This is a genomic window from Streptomyces sp. DG1A-41 (assembly GCF_037055355.1).
GTDB lineage: Bacteria > Actinomycetota > Actinomycetes > Streptomycetales > Streptomycetaceae > Streptomyces.
This window is the reverse complement of record NZ_CP146350.1, coordinates 6,633,246-6,646,255: the sequence shown is the minus strand read 5'-3', so window position 1 is coordinate 6,646,255 and position 13,010 is coordinate 6,633,246. Positions and strand designations below refer to the sequence as shown.

The window sequence follows — 13,010 nt, the reverse complement described above, 5'->3', positions numbered from 1 at the left end:
TCAGGTTATGCCTTTTGTCTGTTGCGGCGATGACCGACGGCCATGGAAGCCAGGACGAACAGTACGGCGACGACGAACATGGCCGTGCCGATGACATTGATCTGTACGGGCGTTCCGCGCTGCGCCGAGCCCCAGACGAACATGGGGAAGGTGACGGTCGAGCCGGCGTTGAAATTGGTGATGATGAAGTCGTCGAAGGAGAGGGCGAAGGCGAGCATGGCGCCTGCCGCGATTCCCGGCGCCGCGATCGGCAGGGTGACCCGGACGAAGGTCTGGAACGGGCCCGCGTACAGGTCCCGCGCCGCCTCCTCCAGTTTGGGATCCATCGACATCACGCGCGCTTTGACGGCCGTGACCACGAAACTCAGGCAGAACATGATGTGCGCGATGAGAATCGTCCAGAAACCCAGCTGTGCGCCCATGTTGAGGAACAGGGTGAGCAGCGAGGCGGCCATGACGACCTCGGGCATCGCCATCGGCAGGAAGATCAGCGAGTTCACGGCGCCACGGGCGCGGAACCGGTAGCGGACCAGCGCGAAGGCGATGAGCGTGCCGAGGAGCGTGGCGCCGAGCGTCGCCCAGAACGCGATCTGGAGGCTGACCGACAGCGAGCCGCACAGATCGGAGACCCCGCACGGGTCCTTCCAGGCGTCCAGGGAGAACTGCTGCCATTCGTAGTTGAAGCGCCCCTTCGGTTTGTTGAAGGAGAACACCGTCACGATGATGTTCGGCAGCAGGAGATAGGCGAGCGTCAGCAGTCCCGCGATGACGACGAGATTTCTTTTCAGCCAGTTGACGAAGGGCATTTAGACCAGATCCTCCGTCCCGGACCTGCGGATGTAGAGGGTGACCATGAGAAGAATGGCCGCCATGAGGATGAAGGAGAGCGCCGCGGCCGTCGGATAGTCGAGCACTCTCAGGAACTGCGTCTGGATGACGTTTCCGACCATGCGGGTGTCCGTGGAGCCGAGGAGGTCGGCGTTGACGTAGTCACCGGCCGCCGGGATGAAGGTCAGCAGCGTGCCGGAGACGACACCCGGCATCGACAGCGGGAAGGTGACCTTGCGGAAGGTCGTCCAGGGACGTGCGTACAGGTCGCCCGCGGCCTCGTGGAGCCGGCCGTCGATCCGCTCCAGCGAGGTGTAGAGCGGCAGGATCATGAACGGCAGGAAGTTGTACGTCAGTCCGCAGACCACCGCGAGCGGCGTGGCGAGGACCCGGTCGCCGGCGGTCCAGCCGAGCCAGTTGGTGACGTCCAGGACGTGCAGCGTGTCGAGCGCGCCGACGAGCGGGCCGCCGTCCGCGAGGATCGTCTTCCAGGCCAGGGTGCGGATCAGGAAGCTGGTGAAGAACGGCGCGATCACCAGGATCATGATCAGGTTCCGCCAGCGACCCGCGCGGAAGGCGATCAGATACGCGAGCGGGTAGCCGAGCAGCAGGCAGAGGATCGTCGCGGTGCCCGCGTACATCACGGACCGGACGAACTGCGGCCAGTACGCGGACAGCGCGTCCCAGTACGTGGCGAAGTGCCAGGTGACCTTGTAGCCCTGCTCCAGCGAGCCCGTCTGCACGGACGTGGAGGCCTGGTAGATCATCGGCAGCGCGAAGAAGACCAGCAGCCAGAGGATGCCGGGGAGCAGCAGCACGTACGGGGTCCAGCGGCCCCTGCGCTTCGGGGGTTTCGGCTCGGGGGCCTGTGGTGCGAGCGGCGGTGGCGCCTCGGTCAGTGTCGACATCAGACCGCCTCTTCCACTCCGGCGTCGACGTCCTGGGCGGCGTCCAGGCCGAAGGTGTGGGCCGGGTTCCAGTGCAGGACGACCTCGGCGCCGGGCACCAGCCGCGGGTCACGGTCGATGTTCTGGGCGTAGACCTCGAAGTCCGGGCAGACCGGGCTGTCGACGACGTACTGCGTCGAGACGCCGATGAAACTGGAGTCGGCGATCCGGCCGGTGATGCGGTTGCGGCCCTCGGGTATCTCGCCGGCGTCGTCCGCGTGGGTGAGGGAGATCTTCTCCGGGCGGACGCCGACCAGCACCTTGCCGCCGGTCGCCGTGGGCGCGCCGCACCGCGCCTCGGGCAGGACGAGCTTGCCGCCGCCCGCCTTCAGCACGATCTCGTCGCCGCTCTTGGAGCCGACCTCGGCCTCGATGAAGTTCGAGGTGCCGAGGAAGTTGGCGACGAAGGTGGTGCGCGGGTTCTCGTAGAGGTCGGCCGGCGAGCCGAGTTGCTCGACGCGGCCCGCGTTCATCACGGCGACCGTGTCGGCCATGGTCATGGCTTCCTCCTGGTCGTGCGTGACGTGGATGAAGGTGATGCCCACCTCGGTCTGGATGCGCTTGAGCTCCAGCTGCATCTGGCGGCGCAGCTTGAGGTCGAGGGCGCCGAGCGGCTCGTCGAGGAGGAGCACCTTGGGGTGGTTGATCAGCGCGCGGGCCACGGCGACGCGCTGCTGCTGGCCGCCGGAGAGCTGGTGCGGCTTCTTACGGGCCTGCTCACCGAGCTGGACCAGGTCGAGCATCTCCTCGACCTGCTTCTTCACCGACTTCAGGCCGCGCCGGCGCAGTCCGAAGGCGACGTTCTCGAAGATGTCGAGGTGCGGGAAGAGGGCGTAGGACTGGAAGACCGTGTTCACGGGCCGCTTGTACGGCGGGAGCGCGGTCACGTCCTGGTTGCCCAGCGCCACGGTCCCGGAGGAAGGTTCCTCCAGGCCGGCGATCATGCGCAGGGTGGTGGTCTTGCCGCAGCCGGAGGCGCCGAGCAGGGCGAAGAAGGAGCCCTGCGGGACGGTCAGGTCGAGCGGATGGACGGCGGTGAAGGAGCCGTAGGTCTTGCTGATGCCCGTCAGGCGGACGTCACCGGTGGGGTCTGTCTTGTTCGTCATCGTGGGTCACGCCCCCGTCAGCTTCGCGAACTTCTCTTCGAACTCGGTCTCTTCCTTCGAGCTCAGCGAGCGGAAGGCGTGCGACTTGGCGGCCATGGCCTTGTCGGGGATGATCAGCGGGTTGTTCGCCGCGTCCTCGTCGATCTTCGCCAGCTCGGCCTTCACGCCGTCGACGGGACAGACGTAGTTGATGTACGCGGCGAGTTCGGCGGCCGGCTTCGGCTCGTAGTAGAAGTCGATGAGCCGCTCGGCGTTCGTCTTGTGCCGGGCCTTGTTGGGGATCAGCAGGTTGTCGGTCGACGTCATGTAGCCGCTGTCCGGGATGAGGAAGTCGATGTCGGGGCTGTCCGCCTTGAGCTGGACGACGTCCCCGGCCCAGGCGACGCAGGCCGCGAAGTCGCCGCTGGTCAGGTCGGATGTGTAGTCGTTGCCGGTGAAGCGGCGGATCTGGCCCTTGTCGACGGCCTTCTGGAGCCGGGCGATGGCCGCGTCGTAGTCGTCGGCGGTGAACTTCGCCGGGTCCTTGCCCATGTCGAGCAGCGTCATGCCGACGCTGTCGCGCATCTCCGACAGGAAGCCGACCCTCCCCTTGAGCCTGGGGTTGTCGAGCAGGTCGGATATCGACGTCACCTCGACGCCGTCGAGCGCCTTCTTGTTGTACGCGATGACGGTCGAGATGCCCTGCCAGACGTACGAGTAGGCGCGGCCCGGGTCCCAGTCGGGGCTGCGGAACTGGGCCGACAGGTTGGCGTAGGCGTGCGGCAGGTTGGCCGGGTCGAGCTTCTGCACCCAGCCCAGGCGGATGAGGCGGCCGGCCAGCCAGTCGGTGAGGACGATGATGTCGCGCCCGGTGTCCTGGCCCGCGGCGAGCTGCGGCTTGATCTTGCCGAAGAACTCGTTGTTGTCGTTGATGTCCTCGGTGTACTTGACCTTGATGCCGGTGCGTTTCGTGAACTGCTCCAGCGTCGGGTGGTGCTTGCCGCTGTCGTCGACGTCCATGTACTCGGTCCAGTTGGAGAAGTTCACGGTCTTCTCCTTGGCCGAGTGGTCCTCGGCCGAGACGCCGCCCTGCGACGTGCCCGCCGCCGGGATGCCGCAGGCGCTCAGCGTCCCGAGACCGCCGACCGCCAGCGCGCCGCCCGCGGAGGCGCGCAGCAGCGACCGCCGGGTGAGGGCGGCCCTGCCGTTCCTGAAACTGCGCCGTATGGCGGCCACTTGGGCCGGGGACAGGCGGTCGGGCTCGTACTGCTCCATGCGCGTGGTGCCCTTTCGGAGGGTGGGCGGCCGTTGGTCAGGCGGCCTGCAGACGACTATCGGTCCCCGAAGACGGTGCGGTGCCAGTCTTTGGCGGCCACCGCCGTGTTGTCGAACATGACGTGCTTGATCTGGGTGTACTCCTCGAACGAGTACGCGGACATGTCCTTGCCGTAGCCGGAGGACTTGTATCCGCCGTGCGGCATCTCGCTGATGATCGGGATGTGGTCGTTGACCCACACACAGCCCGCCTTGATCTCGCGTGTGGCCCGGTTCGCCCGGTACACGTCCCGGCTCCAGGCGGAGGCGGCGAGCCCGTACGGGGTGTCGTTGGCGAGCGCGATGCCCTCGTCGTCGGTGTCGAACGGCAGCACGACCAGGACCGGTCCGAAGATCTCGGACTGGACGACCTCGCTGTCCTGGGCGGCGTCGGCGATGAGGGTCGGCCGGTAGTAGGCGCCTTTGGCGAGCTCGCCCTCGGGTGCCTCGCCGCCGGTCACCACGCGCGCGTAGGCCCGTGCCCGGTCGACGAAACCGGCGACCCGGTCGCGCTGGGCGTGTGAGACGAGCGGGCCGAGGTCGGTGCCGGCCGCGAAGGGGTCGCCGAGCCGGACGGTCTCCATGAGCGCCGCCGTCCGTTCCACGAAGGCGTCGTACAGCGGCCGCTGTACGTATGCGCGCGTGGCGGCCGTGCAGTCCTGTCCGGTGTTGATGAGCGCGCCCGCGACCGCGCCGTGGGCGGCGGCCTCCAGGTCGGCGTCGTCGAAGACCACGAAGGGCGCCTTGCCGCCGAGCTCCAGGTGGAGGCGCTTGACGGTGGCGGTGGCGATCTCCGCGACGCGCCTGCCGACGGCGGTGGAGCCGGTGAAGGAGGTCATGGCCACGTCGGGGTGGCCGACGAGGTACTCTCCGGCCTCCTTGCCGGTGCCGGTGACGATGTTGACCACACCGTCCGGGATCCCGGCGTCCGTGACCGCCTGGGCGAAGAGCAGCGAGGTCAGCGGGGTGAGCTCGGCGGGCTTGAGGACGATGGTGTTGCCCGCCGCGATCGCCGGCAGGACCTTCCAGGCGGCCATCTGGAGGGGATAGTTCCAGGGCGCGATGGAGCCGACGACCCCGATGGGCTCACGCCGGAGGTACGACGTGTGGTCGCCGGAGTACTCACCGGCGGACTGGCCCTGGAGAAGCCGTGCCGCGCCGGCGAAGAAGGCGGTGTTGTCGATCGTCCCCGGGACGTCGAACTCCCGGCTCAGCTTCAGCGGCTTGCCGCACTGGAGCGACTCGGCACGGGCGAAGTCCTCGGCACGGTCGGCCAGGACCGCGGCGAACCGGTGCAGGGCGTCGGACCGCTCGCCGGGCGTGGCTCCCGCCCAGCCCGGGAACGCCTCGCGGGCGGCGGCGACGGCCCGGTCGACGTCGGCCGTGCCCGCCAGCTCGTAGCGCAGGACCTCCTCGCCCGACGCCGGGTCGACGACCGCGTGCGTGCGGCCGGAGGTGCCCCTGGTCAGGCGGCCGGCGATGTACTGCGCGCCCTCCTCGAAGCGCTCCTCGGCCGGGAATCGGTCCGGGGTGGCGTTGCCCGGGTTGTGCATGTCGCTCTCCTCCGTGTCCCCGCGGTGGGGCCGGCGTGGCTCAGGCTCGATTTGAGTGCCGATCCTGACAGAGGGATGTCACTCCAACAAGGGATTCCGTTGTTGATTTTTGGTTACGCGACGGAATCTGTCGACCAGGTGTCGATTCCGACGGGAAATGGCAGGACGCTGTGTCAGGGGTGCGTGCCAGACTCGCGCGCATGGAGAGGATCACGGTGGCGGTCACTTCCCGGACCGCCCTGATCAGGGCGGTCCGCGCGGGGAGCAGGATCAAGTATCTGCACTTCTGGGGACACCGGCCGCGGCCGGACGGCCGGATCGGCACGAGCTGTCTGAGCCAGTGGTGGCCGGCGCCGTTCACGGTGGACGGCGTGGAGTACGCGACCGCCGAGCACTGGATGATGGCGGGCAAGGCGCGGCTGTTCGAGGACACGGCCGCGGAGCGTGCCGTGCTTGCCGCCGGGCATCCCGCCGAGGCGAAGAAGGCCGGACGGCTGGTGCGCGGTTTCGACGAGGCGATATGGCAGCGGGAGCGGTTCCGGATCGTCGTGGAGGGCAGCGTCCACAAGTTCGGCGCGCATCCGGAGCTGCGGGCGTTCCTGCTGAACACCGGTGACCGGGTGCTGGTCGAGGCGAGTCCCGTGGACCGGGTGTGGGGCATCGGGCTGGCCGCGGACGACGAGGCGGCGGCGGATCCGGAGCGGTGGCGGGGACCGAACCTGCTGGGATTCGCGCTGATGGAGGCGCGGGAGCGGCTGCGCGGGGCATGAGTGAGGGGCCGGCACATGGGGCCGGCCCCTCACCGTGAAGCAGCGGCTTCAGGCAGCCGCGCCGAGCCCGCCCATGACGCTGGCGAAGAGCAGGAAGCCCAGCAGCGGCAGGATCACGGTGGCGATGATGCCGCAGACCAGTCCGGCGGTCGCCGCACCCTTGTTGGTGGCCTCACCTCGGGTGGCCCTGCCCCGGCCGATGGCACCGAAGATGATCGCCAGGATGCCCAGGATCACGCCGAAGAACCACAGCAGGAAGGTCACGCTGCACACCACGCCGATGATGCCCAGCACCAGACCCGTGGTTCCCATGCCGTTGCTCGGCTGCGCGGGCATCGCGTAGCCGGGCGCCTGGGGGTAGCCCGCGGGCGGCGCGGCCGGGTAGCCGGGGCCGCCCTGGGGGTAGCCGTAGCCGGGGCCGCCCTGGGGGTAGCCGTAGCCGGGGGCCGGCTGCTGCGGGGGCTGGGACGGCGGACCGAACTCACCGGGCGTGGGGTTGGTGTTGGACATGGACGATCTCCCCTCCGTTGTCAGACCAGGGAATCGTAGTGGCCAACTCCGCCGCGCCGTACGGCTGTTTCAGTGGTGGGACGGGGCGGTGGCGACCGGGGCGTGGGCACCGTAGTACGGGTCGTCGTACGGCTCGTCGCTGTTGATCGCGGCCGTGATGCCCACGGCTATCAGGACGATCACCGCGATTCCGAGGATGATCCCGATGATGCCCATGATCAGACCCGCCTGAGCCTGACCGTGGTTGGTGGCCACTCCGGCCTCCGCGCGCTTGCGGCCCTTGATGCCGAAGACGACGGCGAGGATGCCTGTGACCAGGGAGACCACACCGTACAGACAGAAGAGCGCGCAGGAGACGATGCCCAGCACCATCGCGGCGATGCCCATGCCGTTCTGCGGGGCAGGCGGCATACCGGGCCAGCCGTAGCCCGCCTGGGGGTAGCCGGGGTAGCCATAGCCGCCGGTGGGGGCGGTGGGCGGTGGCGGGACAGCGCCGGCGCCGGAGGTGTCGAACGGTGGCGTGCCGGTGGGCGGGGTGAAACCCGCGCTCGGCATCGAGGTGACCGTGGCCTGGTCGTGTACGGACGGCGGCTGTGGCGTCTGGTTCTTGTCGAGCGAGGTCTTGTTCTCCGGGGGCGCCCACGGGTCGTGGCCGCCACCTCCGCCGGGCTGCGTCGGGTCCGTCATGGTGCATCCCCCCTGGGTCGATCGTGCCGCCATGCTACGGGGCCGTTCGGTGCGTACTACAGGGCGGGTACATCGGGGTTGATCGCGCCCCCGCGGCACAGCCGCGCATCGATGCGGCCCCGCGCCCTCGGGGCCGCTGCTCCCGTGCCTACGATGAGACCCGAGTCATCGATCAGCCGATCACCCGCGCCCCGCCCGCCACACGCCGGCGAAGGCGCCGTCCGGGGAGGAACCCTTGACCGAGCATCTCGTCGACCCGCGTGCCCCACGCGACCTGAAGGCCTTCGTCGCCGGACTGCCCAAGGCCGAACTGCATGTGCACCACGTGGGCTCCGCCTCCCCCCGGATCGTGTCCGAACTGGCCGCCCGCCACCCCGACTCGAAGGTCCCGACCGATCCCGCCGCCCTGGTCGACTACTTCTCCTTCACCGACTTCGCCCACTTCATCGAGGTGTACCTGTCGGTCGTCGACCTGGTCCGCACCCCGGAGGACGTCCGGCTGCTGACCTACGAGGTGGCCCGCGACCTGGCCCGGCAGCAGGTGCGGTACGCCGAGCTGACCATCACCCCCTTCTCCTCCACCCGCCGCGGCATCGACGAGCGCGCCTTCATGGACGCGATCGAGGACGCCCGCAAGGCCGCCGAGGCCGATTTCGGGACCGTGCTGCGCTGGTGCTTCGACATCCCCGGCGAGGCGGGACTCGAAGCCGCCGAGGAGACGACCCGGCTCGCCACCGACGACCGGCTGCGCCCGGAGGGCCTGGTCTCCTTCGGCCTGGGCGGTCCCGAGGTCGGCGTGCCGCGGCCGCAGTTCAAGCCGTACTTCGACCGGGCGATCGCCGCCGGGCTGCACTCCGTACCGCACGCCGGCGAGACCACCGGCCCGGAGACGGTATGGGACGCCCTGACGCATCTGCGGGCCGAGCGCATCGGCCACGGCACCAGCTCCGCGCAGGACCCGAAGCTCCTCGCGCACCTCGCCGAGCACCGGATCCCGCTGGAGGTGTGCCCGACGTCCAACATCGCCACGCGCGCGGTCCGCACCCTCGACGAGCACCCGGTCAAGGAGTTCGCCGAGGCCGGGGTCATCGTCACGATCAACTCCGACGACCCGCCGATGTTCGGCACCGACCTCGACAACGAGTACGCGGTCGCCGCCCGGCTGCTCGACCTCGACGAGCGGGGCCTGGCCGACCTGGCGAAGAACGCCGTCGAGGCGTCCTACATGGACGCGGAGGGCAAGGCCAGGATCAGGGAGGAGATCGACATGTACACCGCGGGGTGGCTCGACCGGTGACGCCCTCCCCCGAGCGCCCCGGGCGGCTCGTGACCGCGGTGGCCCACCGGGGCGACCCCTACCGCCACCGCGAGAACACCGTCGCCTCGCTGCGTTCCGCGCTCGGCCGGGGCGCGGACGCGGTGGAGATCGACGTCCGGCTGACCCGCGACGGGGTGCCGGTGCTGTTGCACGACGGGACGCTGAAGCGGCTCTGGGAGCACGAGCGGCCGGTGCTCGCGCTGTCCTGGGAGGAGGTGCGCGGGCTGACCGGCGGCGGGGTTCCGGCCCTGACGGAGGCGCTGGCCGCGACCGACGGCCGCCGGGTGATGATCGACCTGCCCGGCTGCCCGGACGTGCGGGCGGTGCGGAGGGTAATGGACGCCGTACGGGAGACCGGGGCGGCTGACCGCGTCTACTACTGCGCGGGCGCCGACGCCATGCTCGCCGTGCGCGCGGCGGACCCGGCCGCCGAGATCGCGCTCACCTGGACGACGCTGGCCCCGCCCCGGCCCGTCCTGCTGGAGGCGATCCGCCCGCGCTGGCTCAACTACCGCTTCTCGCTGGTGGACCGCCCCCTCGCCGACCGCGTCCACCGCGACGGCTACCTGCTGTCCGTGTGGACACCCGACACGCGCCGCTCCATGCGACGGCTGCTGGACGCGGGCGTGGACTCCATCACGACCAACCGCATCGACGTGCTGTGCGCTACACGCGCGAGCGCTGCGGCACCCTCGCCGGATCGGCCGGGGTCGAGCGCGTGACGTACTGCGGCACCGGCGCGCTGTCCGTGCCGGTGTCGCGGACGAGGCCGTAGCGGATCGCGCCCTGGGCGGGGCCCTCGTTGACGTCTTTGTCCACGGCCTGCCAACTCGACGGGGAGACCGCGATGCCGTAGTCGCAGCCGCGTTCGTTCTGGGTGAGGGTGACGGTGCCGTCGACGTAGAAGTACTCGTTCTGCCACATCTGCTGGGTGCCGGGCGGCAGCACCGCGTATCCGATGTCCGGGCCGCCCATGCCGGTGACGTAGCCGTTCGGGGCGCCGGGCAGCGGGTCGTCCATGCGGCGCCAGCCGCCGGAGGCCACGTGGAACAGCTTGCCCTTCAGGCCGGTCCAGGTCGGCATGACCACCGCGCCGGGCCGGGCGTGCGGCGAGATCTGCCAGCGGACCAGGACGTAGCCCTGACCGCTCAGCGTCACGCTGTCGCCCCGGTGTTGCATGACGGCCTTCGGGCCGCCGGTGCTGGTGATGCCGGACTCGGGGCGGCGGGGCAGGGCGGCGGGCCGGGCGTCCGGGTCGGGGGCGCGGTCGACGGCGTCGACGACCGTGCCGTACAGGTCGGCCTTCTTCGTCGCCGGCGGGGAGGGCGTGGGGGTTGGGCTGGGCGTGGCGGAGGGCGGCGGTTCGGAGGCGGCCGTCGCCGTGGGGGTGACCGCGGCCCGGGGAGGCGGGGCGTCCGGCGGCTGGGTGACGACGTAGGCGCCGCCCGCGACGATCGTCGCGCCGGCGGTCATCGCGACGGCCGGCTTGGTGAACGCGCCCAGCAGCTTGGCGGACCACCCGGCGGAGCCGGCGGCCACGGCCGTCTTGCCGCCGAAGGCGAGTGACAGCGTGAAGCCGACGGGCAGCGGGACGAGCGCGATGCCGACCAGGAGGCGTTCCGCCGGTACGACGGACTCGCGGGTGTCGCCGCAGTAGCGGCAGCCCCGGATGTGCCGGGCCAGCCGCTTGCGCCACACCGAGTCGGGCCGGCCGTTCCAGCGGCCGGTCAGCTCGCGCAGGTCGGGGCAGGCGCCATCCAGGGCGCGGACGATGCCGCGCGAGGTCTCCAGGCGCTCCTTCATCCGCTGCACGCGCACGGCGGCGTGCTGCCGGGTGATGCCGACGGCCGCGGCCAGTTCGCGCCGGGTCAGTTCGCCCGCGACCTCCAGCCACCACAGCGACAGCAGCTGCCGGTCCTCGTCGTCGAGCCACCGCACGGCCTCGGCGACCTCACGCCGCTGCCCCTCCAACTGGAGCCGCAGCACGGTCAGTTCGGCGAAGTCGGCCGCCGCCGCCTCCTCCAGCCGGTCCGCGGTGCGGCGCCGGGCCCGGTCGCGGATCTGCCGCATGGCGATCGCCACCAGCCAGGACCGGAAGCTGTCCGGGTCGCGCAGCGAGCCGAGGTTGTCGACCGCGCGCAGCATGGTCTCCTGGACGACGTCGTCGACGTCGGCGTGCCCGTTCAGGGCCCGGCCCACGATGTTGTAGACCAGCGGCAGCCAGCCCGCGACCAGCTCGTCCAGCGCCCGCCGGTCGCCGGACTGCGCCGCCGTGATGGTGGCGCGCCAGTGCTGACTGTCCACGGTGGCCTCTCGACGCCTGGGATCACTGATGTTCCGCACGCACCCTCTCAGGTAGGACCGGGATCTCGGCTGGGCCGGGGGTCACAGACGGAGACGGTGTGAAGGACTCGCGGATAACACTTTTCCGCGCGGACCACCGGACGCACGAGGAACCATGGACGCACCAGCGGCCCCGGACGGAATAAACCGTCCGGGGCCGCGGGCGGCCTGCTCGGGTGACTACGCGTCCAGCGACGTCATCACGTGCTTGATCCGCGTGTAGTCGTCGAAGCCGTACGCCGACAGGTCCTTGCCGTAGCCGGACTTCTTGAAGCCGCCGTGCGGCATCTCGGCGACCAGAGGGATGTGCGTGTTGATCCAGACGCAGCCGAAGTCGAGCTTCTTGGACATCCGCATGGCGCGGCCGTGGTCCTTGGTCCACACGGAGGAGGCGAGCGCGTATTCGACGCCGTTGGCCCACTCCACCGCCTGGTCCTCGTCGCGGAAGGACTGGACGGTGATGACCGGGCCGAAGACCTCCTTCTGGATGATCTCGTCGTCCTGTTTCAGGCCCGAGACGACGGTCGGCGCGTAGAAGTAGCCCTTGTCGCCGACCCGCTTGCCGCCGGTCTCCACGCGCGCGTGCGCGGGCAGCCGGTCGATGAAACCCTCGACCTGCTTGAGCTGGTTGGGGTTGTTGAGCGGGCCGAACAGCACGTCCTCGTCGTCCGGCTGCCCGGTCCTGGTCTCGGCGGCGGCCTTGGACAGCGCGGAGACGAACTCGTCGTGGATGGACTCGTGGACGAGGACGCGCGTGGCGGCCGTGCAGTCCTGGCCGGCGTTGAAGTAGCCCGCGACCGAGATGTCCTCGACGGCCTTGGGGATGTCGGTGTCCTCGAAGACCACGACCGGCGCCTTGCCGCCCAGCTCCAGGTGGACACGCTTGACGTCCTTGGCCGCGGACTCGGCGACCTGCATGCCGGCCCGTACGGAACCGGTGATGGAGGCCATCGCCGGGATCTCGTGCTCGACCATCATGCGGCCCGTCTCGCGGTCGCCGCAGATGACGTTGAAGACGCCCTTCGGCAGGATCCCGCCGAGGATCTCCGCGATCAGCACCGTGGAGGCGGGGGTGGTGTCGGACGGCTTCAGCACGACCGTGTTGCCCGCCGCGATCGCCGGGGCGAACTTCCACACGGCCATCATCATCGGGTAGTTCCACGGCGCGACCTGCGCGCAGACGCCGACCGGCTCGCGGCGGACGATGGAGGTCAGGCCCTCCATGTACTCACCGGCGGAGCGCCCCTCGAGCATCCGCGCCGCACCCGCGAAGAAGCGGATCTGGTCGACCATCGGCGGGATCTCCTCGGAGCGGGTCAGCCCGATGGGCTTGCCCGTGTTCTCCACCTCGGCCGCGATCAGGTCCTCGGCGCGCTCCTCGAAGGCGTCCGCGATCTTCAGCAGGGCCTTCTGGCGCTCGGCGGGCGTGGTGTCGCGCCAGCCGGGGAAGGCCTCGGCGGCCGCCGCCATCGCGGCGTCCACCTCCGCCTGCCCGGACAGCGGAGCGGTCGCGTACGCCTCGCCCGTCGCGGGATTGACCACCTCGGTGGTCCGTCCGTCGGCGGCGTCCCGGAACTCACCGCCGATGTAGTTGCGCAGACGACGCAGCTCGGTGCTCACTGCCGGCCCTCCAGTTCGGATGTCCAGTACTTGAG

The 13,010-nt window shown here is 70.2% G+C and carries 12 protein-coding genes; 3 read left to right on the top strand and 9 right to left on the bottom strand.

What is annotated here, in order from left to right; genetic code table 11:
• Nucleotides 1-5: 5 nt before the first annotated feature.
• From V8690_RS31215 to V8690_RS31195, 5 genes are read right to left on the bottom strand one after another with little or no spacing between them, the layout of a single operon-like run.
• A complete protein-coding gene (locus V8690_RS31215; RefSeq protein WP_274820101.1) occupies nucleotides 6-806 on the bottom strand; it encodes an ABC transporter permease in 801 nt (266 codons plus the stop codon).
• Nucleotides 807-1,736, bottom strand: coding sequence for an ABC transporter permease (locus V8690_RS31210; protein ID WP_338783432.1), 930 nt, complete (start codon nucleotides 1,734-1,736; stop codon nucleotides 807-809).
• Nucleotides 1,736-2,881, bottom strand: coding sequence for an ABC transporter ATP-binding protein (locus tag V8690_RS31205; protein WP_338783431.1), 1,146 nt, complete (start codon nucleotides 2,879-2,881; stop codon nucleotides 1,736-1,738). The genes V8690_RS31210 and V8690_RS31205 overlap by 1 nt, the downstream gene beginning before the upstream one ends.
• 6 nt (nucleotides 2,882-2,887) lie before the next feature.
• Nucleotides 2,888-4,135 carry a spermidine/putrescine ABC transporter substrate-binding protein gene (locus tag V8690_RS31200; RefSeq protein ID WP_338783430.1) on the bottom strand — a complete coding sequence of 416 codons (1,248 nt, stop codon included), beginning with the start codon at nucleotides 4,133-4,135 and terminating at the stop codon, nucleotides 2,888-2,890.
• A gap of 56 nt (nucleotides 4,136-4,191) precedes the next feature.
• A complete protein-coding gene (locus V8690_RS31195) occupies nucleotides 4,192-5,727 on the bottom strand; it encodes a gamma-aminobutyraldehyde dehydrogenase (protein ID WP_338783429.1) in 1,536 nt (511 codons plus the stop codon).
• Between the two features lie 200 nt (nucleotides 5,728-5,927).
• On the opposite strand from V8690_RS31195, the gene V8690_RS31190 reads away from it, so the two are divergent.
• Nucleotides 5,928-6,497, top strand: coding sequence for an NADAR family protein (locus tag V8690_RS31190; RefSeq protein ID WP_338783428.1), 570 nt, complete (start codon nucleotides 5,928-5,930; stop codon nucleotides 6,495-6,497).
• Nucleotides 6,498-6,545: 48 nt separating this feature from the next.
• On the opposite strand, the gene V8690_RS31185 is transcribed toward V8690_RS31190, so the two are convergent.
• A complete protein-coding gene (locus V8690_RS31185; RefSeq protein WP_338783427.1) occupies nucleotides 6,546-7,007 on the bottom strand; it encodes a DUF4190 domain-containing protein in 462 nt (153 codons plus the stop codon).
• Nucleotides 7,008-7,076: 69 nt separating this feature from the next.
• Nucleotides 7,077-7,694 (bottom strand): DUF4190 domain-containing protein, encoded by a 618-nt coding sequence (locus tag V8690_RS31180; RefSeq protein ID WP_338783426.1) that lies wholly within the window; start codon nucleotides 7,692-7,694, stop codon nucleotides 7,077-7,079.
• A 235-nt stretch (nucleotides 7,695-7,929) separates the two neighbouring features.
• On the opposite strand from V8690_RS31180, the gene V8690_RS31175 reads away from it, so the two are divergent.
• Both V8690_RS31175 and V8690_RS31170 read left to right on the top strand, forming a co-directional pair.
• Nucleotides 7,930-8,991 carry an adenosine deaminase gene (locus tag V8690_RS31175; RefSeq protein WP_338783425.1) on the top strand — a complete coding sequence of 354 codons (1,062 nt, stop codon included), beginning with the start codon at nucleotides 7,930-7,932 and terminating at the stop codon, nucleotides 8,989-8,991.
• The gene (locus V8690_RS31170) at nucleotides 8,988-9,734 is read left to right on the top strand and encodes a glycerophosphodiester phosphodiesterase (protein ID WP_338783424.1); all 747 of its coding nucleotides are present in this window, start codon (nucleotides 8,988-8,990) and stop codon (nucleotides 9,732-9,734) included. Before V8690_RS31175 ends, V8690_RS31170 begins: the two co-directional genes overlap by 4 nt.
• On the opposite strand, the gene V8690_RS31165 is transcribed toward V8690_RS31170, so the two are convergent.
• Nucleotides 9,679-11,316 carry a sigma-70 family RNA polymerase sigma factor gene (locus tag V8690_RS31165; RefSeq protein WP_338783423.1) on the bottom strand — a complete coding sequence of 546 codons (1,638 nt, stop codon included), beginning with the start codon at nucleotides 11,314-11,316 and terminating at the stop codon, nucleotides 9,679-9,681. The two genes, V8690_RS31170 and V8690_RS31165, sit on opposite strands and share 56 nt — an antisense overlap.
• Before the next feature lie 219 nt (nucleotides 11,317-11,535).
• Nucleotides 11,536-12,975: a gamma-aminobutyraldehyde dehydrogenase gene (locus tag V8690_RS31160; RefSeq protein ID WP_338783422.1), complete on the bottom strand. Its 1,440-nt coding sequence runs from the start codon at nucleotides 12,973-12,975 to the stop codon at nucleotides 11,536-11,538.
• Between the last annotated feature and the right edge of the window lie 35 nt (nucleotides 12,976-13,010).